14 protein-coding genes are annotated in these 21,172 nt (G+C 42.6%); 10 read left to right on the top strand and 4 right to left on the bottom strand.

The features are described from left to right. The first annotated feature begins 64 nt into the window (after positions 1-64). Positions 65-3,184 (top strand): efflux RND transporter permease subunit, encoded by a 3,120-nt coding sequence (locus tag K370_RS00305; protein ID WP_047536758.1) that lies wholly within the window; start codon positions 65-67, stop codon positions 3,182-3,184. 118 nt (positions 3,185-3,302) lie between these two features. Here K370_RS00305 and K370_RS00300 read toward each other — a convergent pair whose 3' ends face one another. From K370_RS00300 to K370_RS00290, 3 genes are all read right to left on the bottom strand, one after another. Further along, on the bottom strand, positions 3,303-4,472 hold the full coding sequence (locus tag K370_RS00300; protein ID WP_047536751.1) for a GGDEF domain-containing protein: 1,170 nt from the start codon (positions 4,470-4,472) through the stop codon (positions 3,303-3,305). A 203-nt stretch (positions 4,473-4,675) separates the two neighbouring features. Further along, entirely contained in the window at positions 4,676-4,984 is a 309-nt protein-coding gene (locus K370_RS00295; RefSeq protein ID WP_047536749.1) for a hypothetical protein, read from the bottom strand. A 29-nt stretch (positions 4,985-5,013) separates the two neighbouring features. Further along, positions 5,014-6,186 carry a GGDEF domain-containing protein gene (locus K370_RS00290; protein WP_235272636.1) on the bottom strand — a complete coding sequence of 391 codons (1,173 nt, stop codon included), beginning with the start codon at positions 6,184-6,186 and terminating at the stop codon, positions 5,014-5,016. A 192-nt stretch (positions 6,187-6,378) separates the two neighbouring features. Here K370_RS00290 and K370_RS00285 point away from each other — a divergent pair, with 192 nt between their 5' ends. From K370_RS00285 to K370_RS00270, 4 genes are all read left to right on the top strand, one after another. Beyond that, complete coding sequence (locus tag K370_RS00285) at positions 6,379-8,415, top strand: UvrD-helicase domain-containing protein (RefSeq protein ID WP_047536747.1); 2,037 nt, start codon at positions 6,379-6,381, stop codon at positions 8,413-8,415. Positions 8,416-8,662: 247 nt separating this feature from the next. Beyond that, a complete protein-coding gene (locus K370_RS00280; protein WP_052185114.1) occupies positions 8,663-10,762 on the top strand; it encodes an AsmA family protein in 2,100 nt (699 codons plus the stop codon). An 89-nt stretch (positions 10,763-10,851) separates the two neighbouring features. Further along, positions 10,852-12,768 (top strand): ATP-binding cassette domain-containing protein, encoded by a 1,917-nt coding sequence (locus K370_RS00275; protein WP_047536736.1) that lies wholly within the window; start codon positions 10,852-10,854, stop codon positions 12,766-12,768. A 50-nt stretch (positions 12,769-12,818) separates the two neighbouring features. Then, entirely contained in the window at positions 12,819-14,360 is a 1,542-nt protein-coding gene (locus K370_RS00270; RefSeq protein WP_047536732.1) for a sulfatase-like hydrolase/transferase, read from the top strand. A gap of 88 nt (positions 14,361-14,448) precedes the next feature. Here K370_RS00270 and K370_RS00265 read toward each other — a convergent pair whose 3' ends face one another. Further along, complete coding sequence (locus tag K370_RS00265) at positions 14,449-17,055, bottom strand: glycosyltransferase (RefSeq protein ID WP_047536729.1); 2,607 nt, start codon at positions 17,053-17,055, stop codon at positions 14,449-14,451. Positions 17,056-17,245: 190 nt separating this feature from the next. Here K370_RS00265 and K370_RS00260 point away from each other — a divergent pair, with 190 nt between their 5' ends. The 5 genes from K370_RS00260 (at position 17,246) to K370_RS00245 (ending at position 21,091) form a co-directional block, all read left to right on the top strand. Beyond that, positions 17,246-17,761, top strand: a complete 516-nt coding sequence (locus tag K370_RS00260; protein ID WP_047536726.1) for a hypothetical protein — start codon at positions 17,246-17,248, stop codon at positions 17,759-17,761. Positions 17,762-17,980: 219 nt separating this feature from the next. Next, positions 17,981-19,081 (top strand): site-specific integrase, encoded by a 1,101-nt coding sequence (locus tag K370_RS00255; RefSeq protein WP_047536723.1) that lies wholly within the window; start codon positions 17,981-17,983, stop codon positions 19,079-19,081. 250 nt (positions 19,082-19,331) lie between these two features. Further along, the gene (locus K370_RS00250; RefSeq protein WP_047536721.1) at positions 19,332-20,378 is read left to right on the top strand and encodes a DMT family transporter; all 1,047 of its coding nucleotides are present in this window, start codon (positions 19,332-19,334) and stop codon (positions 20,376-20,378) included. 78 nt (positions 20,379-20,456) lie between these two features. Continuing rightward, positions 20,457-20,672, top strand: coding sequence for a hypothetical protein (locus tag K370_RS12175; protein WP_152603130.1), 216 nt, complete (start codon positions 20,457-20,459; stop codon positions 20,670-20,672). A gap of 128 nt (positions 20,673-20,800) precedes the next feature. After that, positions 20,801-21,091 (top strand): hypothetical protein, encoded by a 291-nt coding sequence (locus K370_RS00245; RefSeq protein ID WP_152603129.1) that lies wholly within the window; start codon positions 20,801-20,803, stop codon positions 21,089-21,091. Positions 21,092-21,172 lie beyond the last annotated feature (81 nt).

Here is a 21,172-nt window from a genome sequence, read left to right as displayed (position 1 = left end):
ATTCTCATTAAAAATCTGCTGAATTTTAAAAAGATACTTAAGCAACACCAAAAGGAACAGCAATATGTTTGATCATATCATTCGATTCTCGATTAATCAGCGCTGGCTTGTCATGCTTATCGCGCTTGGTATCGCAGTACTGGGTATTTTCAGCTACCAAAAACTACCGATTGATGCCGTGCCGGATATTACCAATATTCAGGTGCAGATTAATACATCTGCGCCGGGTTATGCGCCATTGGAAACGGAACAACGTATCACCTATCCGATTGAAACGGCAATGGCTGGATTGCCTAAACTGGAACAAACGCGCTCGATATCCCGCTACGGCTTGTCGCAAGTGACGGTGGTATTTAAAGAAGGTACGGATATTTATTTCGCGCGCCAGTTGGTGAGTGAACGCATTAGTCAGGCAAAAGAGAAATTGCCAGCGAGTATTTTGCCGAAGATGGGCCCTACCTCCACTGGCTTGGGCGAGATTTTCATGTGGACTGTTGAAGCAAAAGAGGGTGCATTAAAAGCTGATGGCACGCCTTACAACCCAATGGATTTGCGCGAAGTGCAAGATTGGATCATCAAGCCACAACTACGCAATGTGCCTGGCGTGAATGAAATCAATACCGTCGGTGGCTACGTCAGGCAGTATCAAGTTGCGCCGTATCTAGATCGATTAATCACCAGAGGCTTATCGTTAAATGATTTGGTGAGCGCTTTAGAAAATAACAACGCCAACATTGGTGCTGGCTATATTGAAAAATCGGGTGAGCAATATTTGATTCGCGTGCCTGGACAAGTGAGCAATTTGGAAGATATTGGCAATATTGTGATAGATGCAAAATCTGGTGTGCCTGTGCGTGTAAAGGATGTTGCAGAAGTGATGATTGGCAACGAAGCGCGCGATGGTGCCGCCACGGAGAATGGACAGGAAGTTGTGTTGGGCACGGTATTTATGCTCACAGGCGAAAATAGTCGTACGGTTTCTGCTGCGGTAGAAGCGCAATTGCAAAAAATTAACCAAACCTTACCTGCTGGCATTATTGCAAAAACCGTGTATGACCGCACAATTTTGATTGATAAAGCCATTAATACGGTTAAAACCAACCTGCTGGAAGGCGCACTATTAGTGATTGCCATCTTGTTCATCTTTTTGGGCAATATGCGCGCCGCCATTATCGCCATGCTGGTGATTCCGCTTTCCATGCTATTTACTTTTTCTGGCATGTTAACAGGCAAAGTCAGTGCAAATTTAATGAGCTTAGGTGCGCTGGATTTCGGCATTATCATTGACGGTGCCGTGGTGATTGTAGAAAACTGCATGCGCCGACTTGCACATGCCCAAGCAAATTTGGGACGAACGCTCACAAAATCGGAACGATTCGAAGCAGTGTTTAGCGCTGCACAAGAAGCCAAAAAACCTTTGATATTTGGCCAGCTTATTATCATGGTGGTTTATTTACCCATTTTTGCGCTGACTGGCGTAGAGGGAAAAATGTTTCACCCAATGGCATTTACCGTAGTGATTGCGCTACTTGGTGCCATGTTGCTTTCCGTCACATTCATTCCTGCCGCGATAGCGCTTTTCATCAACGGCAAGATCAACGAAACAGAGCAACCGCTCATTGGCTGGGTGAAAAAAAGCTATTTACCCATATTGCAGTGGGCAATGTTTAACAAAGCGCTGGTCATCACAATTGCTATTGTATCCGTATTGCTGAGTGGTTTATTAGCCAGCCGCATGGGCAGCGAATTTGTACCCAGCTTAAATGAAGGGGATATCGCACTGCATGCCTTGCGCATTCCAGGCACTAGCTTAAGCCAGGCGATTGAAATGCAAAGAGAGCTTGAACATACCATTGTAGGTTTTCCGCAAGTAGAACGCATCGTTGCTAAATTGGGCACCTCTGAAATTGCCAGCGACCCAATGCCACCAAGCGTGGCGGATAACTTTGTGATGCTCAAGCCAAAATCTGAATGGCCAAACCCCAATTTAACTAAAAATGAATTAGTCGCACAAATGCAAAAAGCAATGACTCAGGTGCCAGGCAATAACTACGAGTTTACCCAACCGATACAGATGCGCTTTAATGAGCTGATTTCAGGGGTACGTAGCGATGTCGCCGTTAAAGTATTTGGTGATGACATGGAGGTGATGAATGAGTCTGCCAAAGAAATTTCAAAAGTGCTTGCTAATGTTCAAGGCGGCGAAGATGTCAAAATCGAACACACCACTGGCTTACCAATCCTGACTGTGAATATTGATCGCCAAAAGATTGCCAGATTGGGTGTGAATGTTGCCGATGTACAGGACGCTATTTCAATCGCCATGAATGGTCGCGCAGCAGGCACTTTATTTCAGGGAGACAGACGCTATGATATTGTGGTGCGCCTGCCTGATGAATCCAGAGCGGATATTGAAAGCTTTAAACGTTTACCCATTAAAATCGCGAGTAACAGTGATACGCCAGTTTATTTGCAATTAGGTGAAGTCGCGAGTATTGATGTTGCGCCTGGAGCGAATCAATTCAGTCGTGAGAATGGTAAACGCAGTGTGGTCGTGACTGCTAACGTTCGCGACCGTGACATCGGTTCTTATATCAATGAAGCGCAGGAACGTATTCAAAATGAGGTCAAAATTCCCTCAGGTTATTGGATAAACTGGGGCGGTACTTTTGAGCAGTTGCAATCTGCCAGCAAGCGTTTACAGCTGGTGGTTCCTCTTGCCTTGTTAATGGTGTTTATACTGCTTTACGCGATGTTTAATAATGTGAAAGATGGGTTAATCGTATTTACCGGAATCCCTTTTGCACTGACAGGCGGTGTGTTAGCTTTGTATTTGCGTGACATTCCGTTATCTATTTCCGCAGGTGTTGGCTTCATTGCACTATCGGGTGTCGCAGTACTAAATGGCTTGGTGATGATTAGCTTTATTCGTCAGTTAATCGCTGAAAATAAATCTATCGACACTGCGATTCAGGAAGGCAGCATCAGCCGACTACGCCCGATATTGATTACCGCATTGGTGGCTTCATTAGGGTTTGTGCCAATGGCAATCGCAACGGGAACAGGCGCAGAAGTACAAAGACCTTTGGCTACAGTAGTCATTGGTGGCATCTGGTCATCAACGCTGTTAACCTTATTGGTATTACCTGTTTTATATCGCCTGTTTTATCGATCTGATCAATAGCGATATCTAATACATAAACTCTGTAAGGCTCGCACTAGCAAGTCTTGCAGAGTCTTTTGATTAACTGCCATATCGCCGCCAATGCAACGCCGACAATCTAATGACAGCAATCAAACCATTACAAACTTGAATATAAAACGACTTTATTTCTACCCGCTTTTTTAGCTGCATACAAGGCTTTATCTGCGGCTGAAAACATACTTTTAAAATCGCTGCCTAATTGACTAGAATCGCAAACGCCCGCACTGACGGTGCAATTCACTGACTGGTCATTCAACATAATAGGCATGTTTTCATATTTTTGGCGTATCCGTTCGGCCAGCATTAACGCCTCTTTTTCACTAGCATTGGGTATTAGGATACAGAATTCTTCACCACCATAGCGCCCTAATAAATCAATATCACGCATATTATCTTTAGCCAATTGGGCAAACGTTTGAATCACTTTGTCTCCAAGCAGATGGCCATAAGTATCGTTAACCTCTTTGAAATGATCTAAATCCATTAACAACATGGCCTGTGTTTGTTTCGATTTAAACGATTTCAGTGTCAATAATTCGGCACCTTTCTCTAAATTGCCACGATTCATCACGCCAGTTAACCAATCATGCCCTGCGCTATACGCAAGCAATTCGGCCAATCTGACGTTGACCATCGCAATAAACCCGAAATTAATAGCCAACACACTTAACATACAACCCAGAAATGTCACCTCATTTAATGTCCATTCGGTTAAATGTGCCAAAGGCGAGACAGTATCAGCACACAGTATATAAAACCGCCAGAGTGTGATGCCGGTGAAAATAACAAAAAAAACACCTGTAAAGCGATATTCCGGTGAGCGTTTTTGGCTTGAATACTTGAGTAGATACAAAGCAATCACAGCGGTTAATATCATGCAAATAGCGGTATTAAAGACAACAGAGGCATATTCACTTTTTGACAACACCGCAATCGTTATTTTTAGCACGATAAAAATGAGAAATGCAGACTGAATATATCGCCGCTCTATTGGGCGCTGATCAAAAATGCGAATCGAAATGAAATAGAGAGCAAGACCTGAAACAATCAGTAAACCACCGATAAAAGTTCGAATATCGAGTGGCACCATCACTTGTGTGAAAGTGATAATGGCGCCACCTATCAACAAGTTAGCGTACACCCATTCTTTTAAGCCATTGAGCATGACAGTACGCGAGTTAATTGTCAGCAGCAATATAGATAAGGCTACTGCCAATAATCCGGACATAAACAACATCGTTCTGAACTCTAGCCACGCAAACATCATTTTTACTTAACCTTTAGATAACACTAACAGACAGTCATTTATTTCTTAACATCCTATGAAATTATCAGCATTTTCTATGCCAGCTACTGATGCAGATTGTGTTTTATTCGAATTGAAAGATTTCTTGAACTATTATTTTGATACATTGAATTAGTGCTCTATTTATAGCACTACTATTTGAATATGGTTTGAAAACGGCAGTTCTAAGAGCGGTTGTTTCTACCTTTGGCAAGCTGCTGACTAAAAGCAACATCCAGCTTACTCACACGCTTAGGCGTTTGCGGGCCATAAGCATTCACGAAAACAACAAACTCATCTATCGGCATTGGCTCACATAGACGGGTAGGTTTATTGCCTGCTGGCGTTATTTGGTCATCAGCAAGAAGCGCTTCAATTGTGCTAGGCAGCATCAGACTAAACAGTCCATTACTCGTCATCGCCATTGAGTAGTTGTCGTTACCACTACGGCGTTTTAATCGGTCTATTGCCGCACTGGCTTTGGTTGATCGCATAATTTAAATATTTAGCTCAATATGATACGTTAGAGTACATCAGCAAATCGGGTATCTAATTTACTATCCCGCGTAATATTGGTATAGCTGACAACACGGTTTCTGCCGCTATTTTTAGCCACATACAACGCACTATCTGCCGCAGCGACTAAGCCCTTAAAATCGTAGCCTGCACGCACAGAATCCGCCACGCCAATACTCACCGTGCCTTTAATGATTTTATGATTCACGGTATGGAGTGTTTTTTCAACACCCATACGAATCCGTTCCGCCAAATTAGCCGCATCTTTTTCATTGGTGTTGGGCAAAAAAACAAAAAACTCTTCGCCACCGTATCGCCCCAGCACATCTCCAGAACGCAGAATTTCCGCAATCGTTTTGGCCAAACCTTTCAGCACATCATCACCAAATAAATGTCCATGTTTATCATTCACTTTTTTAAAGTGATCCACATCAATCACCAACACTGCCATACTAAGGTTGATACGCTTACAAACACCTTGCATTTTGAAGGCGGAATCTTCCAAACCGCGCCGATTTAGTATCCCTGTCAAACTATCGATAGTCGCAATGGATTCCAGATTCTGATTCAGACGGTAACTTAGCAATAAGACAAACAGGCTGGAAATAAAAAACTGTGAAACAGCGCCCAGCATAAAAGTGTAAGCATTGATAGGCCACGTCGCAAAGCTGGTAAACACCGCAGCATCGGCTTTAACCGTTGCGAAAGCACGGCCTAGCATAAACAAAGCCATCAGCAAAAATAAACTGGAAGCAACCCAAAACAAACTGCCGACAATGCCTTCATCGCGCGAAAAAGTAAGGCGCGCACTGACCAGATAAATACCTGCAAAAACCAGTGCACCCAGCGCTGTTGCTATGCGTAAATCGTGCTGTAGTATTACAAAAAAAACGTCAATCGCCACCAGTAAAAAAAACAGAACGACTGGAATACGATGATCGGGCTTTTTACCAATAAAGGCTTGAATACCGTTTAAATACAAACTTAAGCCCGCGCCTATTAATGCCAGGCCCGGCAGAAAAAGTACTTTGGGGGTATCCAACTGAATCAGCACCAGCACCATGCCCAAACCAACCACCAGATTACCCACTGCCCAATAACCCGGGCCGCCCACCTCTTTATGATGTTTACGCGTAATTGCCAACAACATAGACAACATGAATGTGAGCAACATTGACATGAAGATAATGGTTTTTAAATCAAATTTTGGCATCAAAATTAAAGTATTAAAATTATATTTAGTGAATTAAATAACGCTGATTTTTGATTTAACAGTTAAAATATTGTGTTGTAGTAATGCTTGTCAGTATAACGCCACCCAGCGCGTTTTGGCATTCCAGCCTTATAAATTCATCTTAAATCCAGTAAATTCATGCTAAATAGCCTTAATTCACCACAACGCGAAGCCGTTAAATATCTCGATGGTCCTTTACTTGTATTGGCGGGTGCTGGCAGTGGTAAGACACGCGTGATTACGCAAAAAATAGGCTATTTAATCGATGAAGCTGGCTATTCCCCCAAAGAAATAGCCGCTATCACATTTACCAATAAAGCCGCGCGTGAAATGCAGGAGCGTGTAAGTAAGCTGATGGCGGGAAAGTCCACCAAAGGTCTAACTATTGCGACATTCCACTCGCTTGGCCTGCAAATGCTGCGCGCCGAAGCCGCTTTACTGGGCTATAAACCGCAGTTTTCTATTTTAGATTCCAGCGATAGTTTGAAAATCGTGGCAGACATTTTATCAACGACAGACAAACAGCTATTACGCAAAACACAGTGGCAAATTTCCGCTTGGAAAAATGGGTTTATTAATCCAGATCAAGCCAAAGCGACAGCAGATGAGGAACTCACACATGCCGCTGCCAAGGTTTATCAGCTATACCAGCAAACACTTAAAGCTTATCAAGCGGTAGATTTTGATGATTTAATCAAGCTACCGGTTGAGTTATTTGAGCAGCACGAGGAAGCGCTAAACAAATGGCAGCGCAAACTGCAGTATTTGCTGGTGGATGAATACCAAGACACCAACGCTTGCCAATATAAATTGGTGAAAATGCTCACCGGTGTGCGCGGACAGTTTACTGCGGTGGGCGATGACGACCAGGCGATTTATGGCTGGCGTGGCGCTGATGTGGAAAACTTACGTCAACTCACCACCGATTTCAGTAAGCTAAAAGTGATTAAATTAGAGCAGAATTATCGCTCCACAGTGCGCATTCTGCGTGCAGCAAACCAAGTCATCAGCAACAATCCTAAGTTATTTGAAAAAAAACTTTGGAGCGAGCTTGGCACTGGCGACTTGATTCAAGTTTCTGCCGCCATGAGTGAAGAGCATGAAGCCGAATCTGTGATGATGAAGCTGCAGGCGCATAAATTTGAGAACCGCACTAAATTTCTGGACTATGCGATTTTATATCGCGGCAATCATCAGGCGCGTATATTTGAACAACATCTACGCAACCAAAAAATCCCTTACACCATCTCTGGCGGGCAATCGTTTTTTGATAAAGCCGAGATTAAAGACTTGGTGAGCTATTTACGCTTGGTGGCCAATGAAGATGACGATCCAGCATTCATTCGCGCAGCGACTACACCAAAAAAAGGTATCGGTAACACCACACTTGAACGACTGGGCGAATATGCCAGTGCGCACAAACTATCATTGTTTGCAGCGGCATTTGAAGGCGACTTTCAGCGTGACGTTGGTGCTAAACAGCTGGATGACTTACTTAACTTCTGTCAATACATCCAAAAAATACAAAGCCGTGCCGTACGCGACCCAGCTGGTGAAGTATTAAATGACTTAATCAACACCATTCAATATGAAGCGTTTTTGTACGATTCTGAAGAGCCGCGTGCGGCTGAAAGTAAATGGAGCAATGTATTAGATTTTATAGGCTGGTTAACCAAAAAAGGCGAACCAAGTACTGAATTCGGCAATGAAACCGAAGGCAAAAACCTGCTGGAACTCACGCAAATGGTTTCGCTGATTAGCATGCTGGAAGGCCGTGAAGATGGCGAGCCAGATGCGGTAAAACTATCGACGCTACATGCGGCCAAAGGTCTGGAGTTTGGTCATGTATTCTTAATCGGCGTTGAAGAAGGCATTTTGCCGCATCGTGAAAGCATCGATTTAGGTGTGGCAGATCCTACAAAAATCGAGGAAGAACGGCGTTTGATGTACGTGGGCATTACGCGTGCGCAAAAATCGCTGAATATCTCATGGTGTAAAAAACGCAAGCGCGCAGGCGAGGTTCAAATGTGCGAACCCAGTCGATTCATTACGGAGTTGCCTACAGCCGATGTAAAGCATTTTGGTAATCCGTTTAACGATCCTGTTGTCAGCAAAGAGCATGGCAAAGCACGTATGGCGAATATCCACGCCATGCTAGGCAAAAAAACCAGCTGATTAATCCACTTAAAATTGATCGCGTGTAGGCCTGTTCCGACATCAAAATCATCTTTATCTTGGTTTTGTAACCCTCAAAAATTAGATATAACTGAATGACGTTGATGATTATCGCCAGCATCCGATTTTAATCCATCAACCAGTTTTACTCATCGGCAAGCGTAATTTTAAGTTTGTAAATACATGCCGTACTCGCGAGTACTAACTTGCACGCATAATAATTTTAAGAATAAAGAAGGCATTCAGTATGATTGAAGAACCTCAAACCCACATACCAGAAGCAAATGCATCTAACATCCAAACGGATTCAATTGCCGCCAAGAAAAAATTTAGTCTAGCCAAGTTTTGGCTCATATTGTTCAGCGCGGCTATTCTTGCAGTGATTATCTGTGAAGCTTTAGGATGGCCTTTTTTAAGAGAACCTGCCGAACGCTTCGCCAGTAAGCAACTGGAACGCACCGTTAGAATCGAGCAGCCGTTTAATCTTAAACTGGTTGGCGGCGTAAAATTGAATGTCGGTGGTTTGTATATATCGGCGCCGAAAGAATTTGATGCGCCGCATTTTATTGATACCAAGAATATTACGCTTAACCTGCGTTATAGCGATCTGTTTAATTTCAAAAAATCCAATCAGTTACGTATTAAGTCACTACGCGTAAATCAAATTGATGCACAACTTTTGCGTCACCAAGACGGCGCGTCTACTTGGCAATTTAATGCTGACCCTAACAAGCCGGACAGCCCTTTTCCAATTGTTGAAACACTTGTGGTGCAAAACGGCTCTGCAAAAATTTTAGACCCGCAAACACAAATTGACTTAGCCGCAAAGTTTCATACAGATGAAGGGCATTTAAATAAAACAGCAAGCTCGGTGATTGAGATACAAGGAAAATTCACTCAAAAAACCATTAAAGGCCAGTTAATAACAGACGGCTTTTTGCCGATTGCAACACATGACAGTGCATCTCCACCTATCTCCTCAAAAGCTTGGCTAGAGCATGCAGGATTACGTGCCGACTTTATCGGTACGGTTTCTGACTTATTTGGACAACATGATGTAAAAGGCAAGTTGTCAGTAAAAGGCCCGTCTCTTGCAGTATTGGGCAAACTAGTGAATGTGGTGTTGCCGACAACTGATAAGTTTTCACTGAGCACCTTAATTGAAAAAAACAGTGAAGTCTGGGTTGCTAATGCGGTTTCTGCGCATGTGGGCAAAAGCGATTTGAATGGCAATTTTACCTATGACCCTAGACCTGTAAGGCCCGTGTTGAAAGGCAACTTAGGCGGAAAACGCTTTTTTCTAGCCGACTTAGCACCTGCGTTCGGTACCAAAAATAGCGATGGCTCTGTTGCAAAACCAGAGAATAACCAAGTAATTCCTGATCGCCCGCTCGACTTACCATCGTTAAATAAAATGGATGCACAAATTGCGGTGAACTTACAATATGTGGAATTGGGCAATGCATTTTCACGCCCTATTACGCCATTAAAAGCAGATTTATTGCTGGATAGCGGAAAATTATCGCTCTCAAAAATTGATGCACGCACGGCTGATGGTAGCATTGCTGGCTTGATATCCATCGATACGCATTTAAAAGACGCAGGCTTAAATAATGATAAAGAATTAGCAAACGCTACAAAAAAAACAGCACTTGCACCTACTTGGAATATTAATCTGCGCTGGAAAGATATTGATGTTGAAAAATGGCTAGCGGTTTCAACCCAGCCAAAGAAACAAGCACAATCAGAAGGCAAAAAAGAAAGCCCACCTTCTTATGTAACCGGCATGCTTAACGGCAAAACCAAGTTAACGGGTACAGGCAATTCAACTGCCGAAATGTTAAGTTCTTTAGATGGCGATGTATCGCTTTATATCCATAAAGGCACTGTCTCACATTTAATTGTGGAGGCGCTTGGTTTAGATATCGCGCAAGGATTAGGTATATTACTGACAAAAGACAACGCACTACCGATGCAATGTGCGGTAATGGATTTGACTGCTAAAAAAGGCATTGCCATACCTAAAGTAGCACTAATAGATACACCTGTAACCTTGATACTGATTGACGGCAATGTGAACATTGCCAAAGAAACCTTGGATTTACGCTTGGCAGCAAAACCTAAAAACATGTCACCGTTTACCGTGCGCTCACCTATCCATGTAAAAGGCACGTTTAAAACCCCTGATGTTTCCATCGAAAAAACGCCGATTGTCGCACGTGTTTTGGGCGGTATTGCATTAGCGTTCATTAACCCGCTTGCTGCGATTGTGCCATTTTTAGATGCAGGATCAGGAGAGGAATCTCCTTGCAAACAAAGTTTGGCAGATTTTAAGAAAAATCTGTAACTCACATACATTTAACATCAAATTAAATGAATGTTAACTAAGCACTTAAACACGGCTGGCATTTACGCGTCCGTGTTAAAATAACGCTTATGCCATATATCACCTTAGACCAAGCTAGCCTCGCTTACGGGCACCATCCATTACTCGACCACGCAGATTTCCAGCTAGACTCCGGAGAGCGTGTCGGCCTCATTGGTCGAAATGGCGCAGGCAAATCCAGCTTATTAAAAGCCATTGCCGGAACCATTAAGCTAGACGAAGGCAGTGTATGGCGTGCGCCCAATGTACGTGTGGTGTATGTGCCACAAGAACCGGAACTGGATACTTCGCACACCATATTCGAAGCGGTCGCTGAGGGCTTGGGCTCGTTACAGCAAACGATTATTGATTATCACGCTGTGACGCACGACATGGGCATGCCTGATGCCGATATTGATGCACTGATGACCAAAATGCAGGCTTTGCAGCATGATTTGGATACACAAAATGGCTGGGCGGCGCAGTCGCGTGTTGAAACCGTGTTAAGTCGTTTAAAGCTAGATGCCGACGCTTTGATTTCAACTTTATCGGGCGGCTGGCGCAAACGTGTGGCATTAGGCCGCGCCTTGGTCGCCGAGCCTGAAGTACTATTGCTGGACGAGCCCACCAACCATTTAGACTTAGAAGCGATTGAATGGCTGGAAGATTTATTATTAGGCTTTAACGGCAGCGTGCTGTTTATTACGCATGACCGCCGCTTCTTGGACAGATTGGCTACACGCATTACCGAATTAGACCGCGGAAAACTCACCGATTTCGTCGGCAACTTCACGCAATATCAAGTCAAAAAAGAAGAACTGATTGCTGTTGAAGAAACACATGCAGCCAAATTTGATAAGTTTTTAGCACAGGAAGAAGTATGGATTCGCCAAGGCATTAAAGCGCGTCGCACCCGTAACGAAGGTCGCGTGCGCAGACTGGAAGCATTGCGCCTAGACCGCGCCGCTCGACGCGAACGCCAAGGCAATGTGAGATTGAATCTGGATGCGGGCGAACGTAGTGGCAAGTTAGTTGCTGAACTTGAAAACGTTGTCAAAGCCTACGGCGGCAGAACCTTGATTAACGGTTTCAGTACACGCATTTTACGCGGCGATAAAATCGGTTTACTCGGACCTAACGGTATTGGCAAAACAACATTGCTGAAATTAATTCTAGGCGATATTGAAGCCGATAGCGGTGATATTCAACGTGGGACTAAAATCAATGTGGCGTATTTTGACCAGATGCGTGAGCAACTGGACGAAGAAGCGACTCTGGCAGATACGATCAGTCCGGGTTCGGATTTTGTGGAAATCGGCAATGAACGTAAACACGTCATCAGCTATTTGGAAGACTTCCTGTTCCCGCCGCAACGTTCACGCTCCCCGGTAAAATCACTTTCTGGTGGCGAACGCAACCGTTTACTATTGGCGCGCCTGTTTGCCCGCCCTGCTAATGTACTGGTGCTGGATGAGCCAACCAATGACTTGGATATTGATACGCTTGAATTATTGGAAAGCCTGTTGCAAGAATTTGCCGGCACACTATTTTTAGTCAGCCATGACCGCGCTTTCTTGGAAAACACTGTGACACAGGTCATCGCCTTTGAAGGCAATGCGGTATTAACGGAGTTTGGCGGCGGTTATGATGACTGGCAACGCTTTACGCAGCAACGTTTAGACGATAAAAAAGCCGATAACGCAGCTAAGGCGAACAATAAACAAAACACTGCCAGTCCCAAGCAAAGCAAACCGACCAATAAATTAAGCTTTAAAGAGCAGCAAGAGTTGGAAGGCATTCCAGCGCAAATTGAGCTACTGGAAGCTGAACAAAGCAGCATCAACGCGCAACTGGCTGATAGCGAGATTTATGTCACACAAGCACCTCTTGTAAAAAGTCTGCAAGCGAGATTAAGTGAGATTGAAAATCTGTTAGAAACGCTTTTAGCACGCTGGGAAACGCTGGATAGTAAAACGGATAATAAGTAGATTGCTTTGAATTTACTACCATCTGACAATAGTTAACCATCAAATCATCCATGCTTTCCAGTGAACAAATAAGCCAAAACCAGCAAAGGCATTATTTAAGAGCCGCTGTCAGGTTTTTTAGTTATTTATTCGCATTTTTTTTAGCAAGCATTGCTTATTGGGTGACTTCAAACTTTGGTCAAGCCTCGCTAGAGCAAGTGTTATATCACGCGCAATTTGGCATGGATGGCTTGGTAGCCACAGATGTCGGCATCGTCAGAAGTTTTATTCTAACTTGCCTGGCATTACCGATTAGTTTCGCATTGCTGTTGGTGATTGTTGAATATTCGATTGCCCTATATCTGATTTACAACTCAAAACACTGGTTTGCAAAACCCATGCAAATCTTCAATGTGCAAGGTTTAAAGGTGTTTTATTGGTTCATCAGCCATCGTGCGCCTTTATATACATTGATCGCCTGCTCGATTTACTTTGCTTTTCAATTTTCAATCAGCGCTTTTGTACACAATCAATTAGGTCCAGATTACTTTGGCGAACATTACGTTAACCCGCGGTCGGTTAAAATTGAACCAATAAAGGCCAACGCAAAACCTAAGAATTTAGTGCTTATTTATGTAGAGTCTTTAGAAGACAGTTATAAAGATGAGACAAAATTTGGTAAAAACCTGCTCAGCAGTTTAGATGCACTCAAGGGTGTCAGCTTTAGTCAATACAAACAAGCACCTGGTACAAACTGGACCATTGCTGGCATCACCGCAACACAATGTGGTGTTCCACTGAAAACTGTCAGCTTGTACGGCGGCAATGACCAAGGCGAAAGAATTAAAGCATTTTTACCTAATGCAGTTTGCCTGGGTGATGTTCTGCACGATGCTGGCTACCACAACGTTTACATGGGTGGCGATGCGTTAAGTTTCTCAGGCAAGGGCAAATTTTTTCAAGATCATCATTACGATGAGGTCTATGGTAGAGAAGAGCTTAAGAAAAACCTGACTGTTAATGAAATGAATTACTGGGGGCTGTATGACGACGATTTATTGGTATTAGTTAAAGCCAAACTTAAAGAACTGCATGCTCAATCCCAACCGTTTAACTTAACATTTACGACCATTGATACGCACGGGCCAGATGGCCATTTTTCAAAATACTGCAAAAGTCGCGGCGTTAAAGAATTCAAGGGAATTGTAGAGTGCACCGCAACTCAAGTGGTTGATTTTATAAAATTTATGAAAAAAAATGGCTACCTTAAAGATACCAATGTGGTGATTATTGGTGATCATTTAGCGATGTACAACCCGTCGCATAAACAGCTAGATAAAATCAAGCAACGTTATATTTACAATCGTTTTATTTCAAATAAACCCATCACAAAAAATCGTGAATACATTCTGCATTTTGATTTGTTCCCGACGATGTTGGAATTCATCGGACTTCAGGTAGAAGGTGGCAAGCTCGGTTTAGGTTTTAGTGCTATCTCACAAAACACACCGCTACCGCCAGCTACTATTTATGAAGACATGAAGGAGGATTTACTGAATAACTCGGAAAAATACCTAGAGCTTTGGCAAGAAAAACAAGTAGCAAAACAATAAGAAAAATAGGGTATTTACTGATTAAATAACCTATTTTTAAACAGACTAGAAACTACCCAAGTTAGATAAACGGCTTTAATTAAGCACCTTAAACGTCTAATATCGCTTTACTTTCACTGGCACCAGAACTCTCTGCCTCAGAAGTGTGTGCAAGAATCTGGCAAATTAGCGCACTCACGTAAGGCAATGATTGCAGTGCCAACAAGCCCACCCATAGTTGAGCATCAAAATTCTCTACGCCCCTAGTTATTATCATTGCCGTGGCACAAATCACCAAAGCAGCCAGTAGCACGACCTCCTCAACAATCGGGTTCAAAATCGCCAGCTTTTTAGTTTTCAGCTTACCTTTGGAAGTCACTTTAAATACACCATTCTTTTGAATGATGCCAGCGATAATACCAGTAGCAATTGCGTGAGATAAACCCAAGCTAGCCAAAGATGCACCAAGAATATCTTTCCATTGGCAATTCATGGTTTTGCGATACAAAATAGGACCTAATGCCGCTTTAATAAACAAAAAGCACACAATAGGCGCAATCATAATTGTCACGGGCAGAGAAAATTCTTTAGGGAAGGCAATCATGGCGATACTCCAGCCGATAGAGCCAATCGTAAAAATAAGCTGTAAGGCATCGCCCAGCCAACCAAACCAACCGGTCAAAAAGTGATAACGCTGACCAAAAGTTAATGTGGATTTTCCGAGAAGTTTTGGAAGATGATGTTTTAAAATCTGCATCGCACCAAAAGCCCAACGGGAACGTTGCGACTTAAGTGCTTTAAAATCAGAAGGAGTAAGTCCGCGTCCGAAGGTGTCATCAACATAACGCAGCTCATAACCATCTTCAAGCAACCTTAAGCCTAATTCCGTATCTTCACAAATACACCATTCCGACCATGAACCGCATTGCAGCAGCGATTCATGGCGAATCAATGTCATCGTGCCATGCTGAATCAAAGCGTTGCGCTCATGCCGATGATGCATACCAATACGGAAAAAACCTTCAAACTCCCAATTGCTCATGCGACGGAAAAAATTATTCTCCCACTCTCTATGCGCTTGTGGAGCCTGCACAACGGCAACCCCAGCCTCTTTAAAATGTGGCACCAAATCTGATAGCCAATCCGCAGTGACGACATAATCCGCATCCACCACACCAACAACTTCTGCCGCAGGATTGGTTTTACTCAGCGCAAAATTTAAAGCGCCCGCTTTGAAACCGGGCCATTGTGGTAAGTGATAGAAATGAAAATTACTAGGCATTGTGGCCATATACGCTTCAATTGGCTTCCACTTCGCCTCATCCTTGGTGTTGTTATCCACCACAATCACTTCAAATTTTGTGTAGTTTAGTTTGAGCAAACTTTCAATGGTTTGAATCACCATTTCTGGTGGCTCGTTGTAACAAGCAAGATGGATTGACACAAATAACTCTTCGTCGGCAGGTAATGGCTTTGCGCGCCCGTAGATTTTCCATCCCAGCTTTTTAAACATCACCTCGCTAAACTCTACGCCATAGATCATTAATACCGCAGAGGTCAGGAACATACCCATAATCAAGGCAATTAATATGCTGAAATCCATTAATGTGTAGTAATAATCCCCCGGCAAATTCCAGGCGATGACCAAGATTGTGATACATGCCTGCAATAAAACTGCCAGTGAGATTCGTCCACCTAAGCCCCAATTTCTAAAACGATACGCAATAAATAAAATAGGTAAAAAAGCAATTAATGTTGCCCAGGTTGCCTTGGTAATCCATCGCACGTCTTTAGGCACTGCGCCTTGTAATGAGTACTTTAGAGTACGATCTGCACTAAACATGCCCCAATATGCACCCGCCCAACCTTCCAGATTCTTCTTCCACGGCTGGTCAAAGGCTTCCATCAAGTAATAGTCATAATTTTTATAAGCGGTTTTTGCGATGAATTCCCGCACAAAATGAGCCTGGTTAATTTTTGAGGCAACTGAAGAGCCAATCGCAGGGCCTTCACTCGGCCAGCCAACCTCGGTAATCACTATTTTTTTTCTAGGAAAAGCTGCCATAAGCTCTTGATATTTTAATAAAGAATAGTCAACTGCTTGTTCTACATGCAAGCCCTCATGGTAAGGCAGCAAATGCACTGCAATGTAATCCACATGCTTAACTAAATCTGGATTTCTTAACCAGACATGCCACGGCTCAGCGGTAGAAATCGGCAGAGTTGTGGATTCACGCACCTCGTCAAGGTAAGCAAACAACTCTTCGTTAGTCATATCCTTTCGTAACAGAACCTCATTACCCACTATTGCACGCTCAATATTAGGGTAAATTTTGATTTGCGCTTTTAAGGCAGAGATTTCACGATCATTAGCTACTTTATCGGCACCAAGCCACGCGCCTGCTGAAATCTTAAAGCCCAAGCTGGAGGCAAGCGGCGTCACTTCACTGTTCTCAAGCGCGCCGTAGATGCGAATATGATTAGTTAACGGTTTAAGCAACTTTAAATCGGCCAACAATTCAGCCGTGCTTGGATAATTCCGCTCCAAAGGACTTTGGCTTTGTTGAAAGCCACTGTAAGCAAAACCATTGACCACTTGAGGCGCATTAATTAAAGGCAATGTTTGATTGAATAATGCCCAAATGCCAAAATGGACTGCTCCAACAACGAGCGCAAACAATAATGGTGTAAAGATACGTTTGTTAAAAAAATTCATTCAATCCATGTTTATCAAAATAATGAGTAAAAAATCTTTGTGTTTGTTTAATCTATTTCAAATCTAAAAAACGTCAAAGCAAAGAGTAAGTGTGCTGAAAACGAAATAGATTCAGAATAAATATAATAGTTATTTCTAAAACCGCAAGCATCAAGTTACAATCTAGTTCGGCTAAATATCACCCATTCATATGAACAAAATATTCTTAACACTACTCGTCGCTATCACCACACAACTCTTATGTACAACAAGTGCACTTGCCGCATCCAAACCAGCAGCAGCAAAATTCACAGGCACAGATTATAGTGGAGTCTACTCATGCGCGGGAAATAATGCAAAAATAGGCAGTTATAATTTGCTGATTACTTTCGAGTTAAATAAAGTGTATAGCCATCGCAACCTGGGTCGATATGATTTAACCATAGAAACAGAAAATTCAACCACCTACGGTGGTCAAGCAATCGTTAACGGAAGCGACATGGCTTTAACGATTGAAATAGTTGATGGTAACGCAGTGATTTTTAGCACGGGTATCGCCCGCTTTAAGCAAGCCAAGAACAAGCACTTTAGCTACATCAATCACTATTATGAATCTAATCAGATTGCAAATACTGGCGAAACCAAAGCAGAGCCAAAAAATACAGGGAATTATGGAACAGAAAATTGTGTGATGCTAAAACCAAAAGCAAAGCCTAAATCAGTTTAAGCTGTATATTAAATACAATCGATTAAAAACAAAAAAGGTTAGTGATTAAAACTAACCTTTTTATATTCACCCTTTATATTTGGTACCCCCGACACGAATCGAACGTGTGACCCTCCCCTTAGGAGGGGGAACTAAATACACGCTACATCCCTTGTAAAATAAAACATCTGATGATTTAATGCTATTTATTGGTGCAAATTTGGTACAGTGAAGGCTTAAATGGCTACTATTACATATCGCGGTGAATTCCAGTGGCGTGCTTCAATCAGGCGAAAAGGCCATCAAATCAGTAAAACCTTTTTTTATCAGAAAGACGCTGATGTCTGGGCAAGAAAAACCGAAAGTGAGATTGATCGCGGAATCTTTATTAATACAAATGAAGCCGAGCGCACTACACTAAGCCAACTAATCAAACGATACAAAAAAGAAAAACTCAACATTAAGCCGAAATCAGAGTCAGAGGCAGATGAAAAAACTCCAAAAACAAAGACAGATAAAACCAAGCTTTCCATAAAAGCACAGCCTCAGGAAGTTTCACGCCTCAATATCATTGAGAAAGCTTTGGGAAGTAAAATTATTGGTGCCATAACAACCAGTGTCATCATCCAATTCCGAAACACTAGACTTGAAACAATTCAGGCAAACTCCGCCAATCGAGAAATTACGACTTTAAACCGATTATTGTCTTATGCTCATGACGACTGCAAAATCACATTGCCACACGGCATACCTAAAGTTAAAAAACTATCTGTTGATGATGCTCGTGAAAGACGCGTTAGCGATGCTGAGATTGAGGCCATTTGCAACAACACAAGCAGTATTGAGTTAGCATCAATCGTAAAACTTGCGCTTTATACTGCAATGCGGCGCGGTGAAATATCGAATTTAATGCGAATAAATATTGATTTAACTGTTCCATCTGCAAAGCTGATGGAAACCAAAAATGGTAAAAACAGAGTAGCGCCATTGATACCAACTGCTGCTGAACTGTTAAAGGCCCTGCCAGCTCGCATAGATGGTTTCGTATTTGGGCTGAAGGGTGAATATATAAGCCAAGCTTTTGAACGCGCCAGAGATCGCGCACTGGCCAAGTATCTGAATGAATGTGAGTTGAATGGCGTTAAGATTGATGAAAACTTCTTGGTTAACCTAAGATTTCACGATTTGCGGCACGAAGCAACGAGTCGGTTGGCTGCCCTTCTTCCGAACGTAATTGAGCTTAGTCGCGTTACTGGCCACTCTGATCTGAAAATGCTTAATAGATATTATCAAGTGAGTGTTGATGACCTGGCTAAGAAAATGGCTGTAAATTCTTTATAGTTTCAATTTGATAATTGTTTCTTTCAAGTCATCAGCATTACTTATAAAGTATAGGTATTGCTACTAGCTAAATAAACTTCATAAAATAATGTTGATTGTACTTTTAACTGTCTGCTTTACGGAAAGATTTTATGTAGGTCAAAGGGCAAAAAACGGCCCAAAGCGGACTGCTAGTACCCGAAAGTATAATGAAAAGTGACCAAGCAAATTAAGGTACTTATTTACTCCAATATACATATAGAATTTAAAAATGTTACAAAAAGGTATTCTTGCTGCATTAGGTTCTGCTTTGTTATTTGGGGCTGGCACTCCACTTGCAAAGCTTTTACTCAATCATATTAGTCCGTGGCTGCTTGCTGGACTTTTATATCTTGGCTCTGGTATTGGCCTAACGGTTTATCGCTTTATTATTCGTGCGCCATCAGTCAAATTAGAGCGAGAAGAAATTGCTTGGTTTGCAGCCGCAATCTTAGCTGGCGGAGTAATAGCACCTGTACTCTTAATGCTGGGTTTGACATCTATGCCGGCATCAGGCGCATCTTTACTGCTCAACATGGAAGGTGTATTTACTACTCTGTTAGCATGGTTTGTATTTAAAGAAAACTTTGACCGCCGCATTGCGCTTGGTATGGCATTAATAGTTGTAGGTGCACTAACCTTAAGTTGGCCAAGTGAAATAAAGTTTTCTGGGATATGGCCATCGTTAGCAGTGCTTGGTGCTTGCTTTTCTTGGGGATTGGATAACAACCTAACGCGTAAAATTTCATTATCAGATGCTGCTTGGATTGCTTCTATTAAAGGCTTGATTGCTGGGTCAGTCAATTTAATTTTGGCATTTACAGTTGGTGCTACTTTGCCTTCTTTATTTAATGTAGCAGGCTCAATGTTTGTGGGGTTCTTTGCTTATGGTGTAAGTCTGGCTTTATTCGTGGTTGGCTTGCGTCATTTGGGTACAGCACGAACTGGCGCGTATTTCTCGGTAGCACCATTTTTTGGGGCGCTACTTGCAATTGCTTTGGGTGACCCTATTACTCTGCCATTGATCATCACTGGAATTCTAATGGCTGCTGGAATCTGGCTACATTTGAGTGAGTGCCATGAGCATTTACACGAACACACGCCTTTAGAACATGAGCATGAACACAGTCATGATGAACATCACCAGCACACCCATGCTAAATCGGGAGATGTTAGCCTAACGCATACCCATAGACATTCACACGAACCTATAGAACATAGCCACTCACATTTTCCAGACGTTCATCATCAACATGATCATGATGAGCTCGTGAAATAAAGCTTTGACATGAAATTAGATAAAGCTCAGTATTAGCTGGCAGTTGATACACAACTCTAAAAATACTGGGAGACAATAATGAATATTAAAAAGGGTTTTTTAATTGTTTTAGCAACTGTAGGTGTAGTCGGAGCGACAGTTGTAGTCGCTAATGTTATAAGCCCTAGAATCGCAGTAGAATTTTATAGTGGTCACACTCATGATGCTGAAGGCACTCATGGTGCTCCTTCCCATAGTGGTGGTACAAATAGCGCTGGTTGTCACAACGGCTCAGTTCCTTATCACTGCCATTAATTTTTAATTAAACTTTATTGAGTTGGCGTAAACTAACGCTTATGCAATTTAAGCAACTGCGATCATTTCGTGTATTCATTTTCCTTCTGCTAACAATATTCTTCACAGATACTGTTTACGCGAGCGGAATGATGGTTGCTGACCAACTTTGTGATAATCATGCAGCAAGTACTGAAAGCCATAATCATGATGACCATGGCATGAATCAACATGAAAACCATCAGCACGATGCAGATCAGAAACAGTCAGCCAATGACAATTGCTCTAAATGCGGTCACTGCATGGCTTGCTTTACCGTTCTGCCACCTCGTCAACTTGACAATATGCAATCCCAGGTTCAAGCAATCGAAGTGAGCTTGTTTGAGCCAAGTTACCACTCGCACATCAGTGCACAGCCTCAAAGACCTCCCATTTCTTAAATAAGTCGATGGATTTAACTCAGCTCTAGGCCATTTCGGCCTGTTGCTGATTCGCCATATTTATTTTTGAAATGAGATTTC

The organism is Methylotenera versatilis 7 (assembly GCF_000799165.1).
Classification (GTDB): Bacteria; Pseudomonadota; Gammaproteobacteria; order Burkholderiales; family Methylophilaceae; genus Methylotenera_A; species Methylotenera_A versatilis_A.
This window is presented reverse-complemented; position numbering and strand designations above follow the sequence as displayed.

Coding starts and splice junctions, on each gene's coding strand:
- K370_RS00290 (WP_235272636.1), bottom strand. CDS start 6,186: ATGTCAATGTTGCTCACATTCATGTTGTCTATGTTGTTGGCAATTACG.
- K370_RS00270 (WP_047536732.1), top strand. CDS start 12,819: ATGCTTTCCAGTGAACAAATAAGCCAAAACCAGCAAAGGCATTATTTA.
- K370_RS00305 (WP_047536758.1), top strand. CDS start 65: ATGTTTGATCATATCATTCGATTCTCGATTAATCAGCGCTGGCTTGTC.
- K370_RS00245 (WP_152603129.1), top strand. CDS start 20,801: ATGATGGTTGCTGACCAACTTTGTGATAATCATGCAGCAAGTACTGAA.
- K370_RS00280 (WP_052185114.1), top strand. CDS start 8,663: ATGATTGAAGAACCTCAAACCCACATACCAGAAGCAAATGCATCTAAC.
- K370_RS00265 (WP_047536729.1), bottom strand. CDS start 17,055: ATGAATTTTTTTAACAAACGTATCTTTACACCATTATTGTTTGCGCTC.
- K370_RS00300 (WP_047536751.1), bottom strand. CDS start 4,472: ATGATGTTTGCGTGGCTAGAGTTCAGAACGATGTTGTTTATGTCCGGA.
- K370_RS00295 (WP_047536749.1), bottom strand. CDS start 4,984: ATGCGATCAACCAAAGCCAGTGCGGCAATAGACCGATTAAAACGCCGT.
- K370_RS00255 (WP_047536723.1), top strand. CDS start 17,981: ATGGCTACTATTACATATCGCGGTGAATTCCAGTGGCGTGCTTCAATC.
- K370_RS12175 (WP_152603130.1), top strand. CDS start 20,457: ATGAATATTAAAAAGGGTTTTTTAATTGTTTTAGCAACTGTAGGTGTA.
- K370_RS00275 (WP_047536736.1), top strand. CDS start 10,852: ATGCCATATATCACCTTAGACCAAGCTAGCCTCGCTTACGGGCACCAT.
- K370_RS00250 (WP_047536721.1), top strand. CDS start 19,332: ATGTTACAAAAAGGTATTCTTGCTGCATTAGGTTCTGCTTTGTTATTT.
- K370_RS00285 (WP_047536747.1), top strand. CDS start 6,379: ATGCTAAATAGCCTTAATTCACCACAACGCGAAGCCGTTAAATATCTC.
- K370_RS00260 (WP_047536726.1), top strand. CDS start 17,246: ATGAACAAAATATTCTTAACACTACTCGTCGCTATCACCACACAACTC.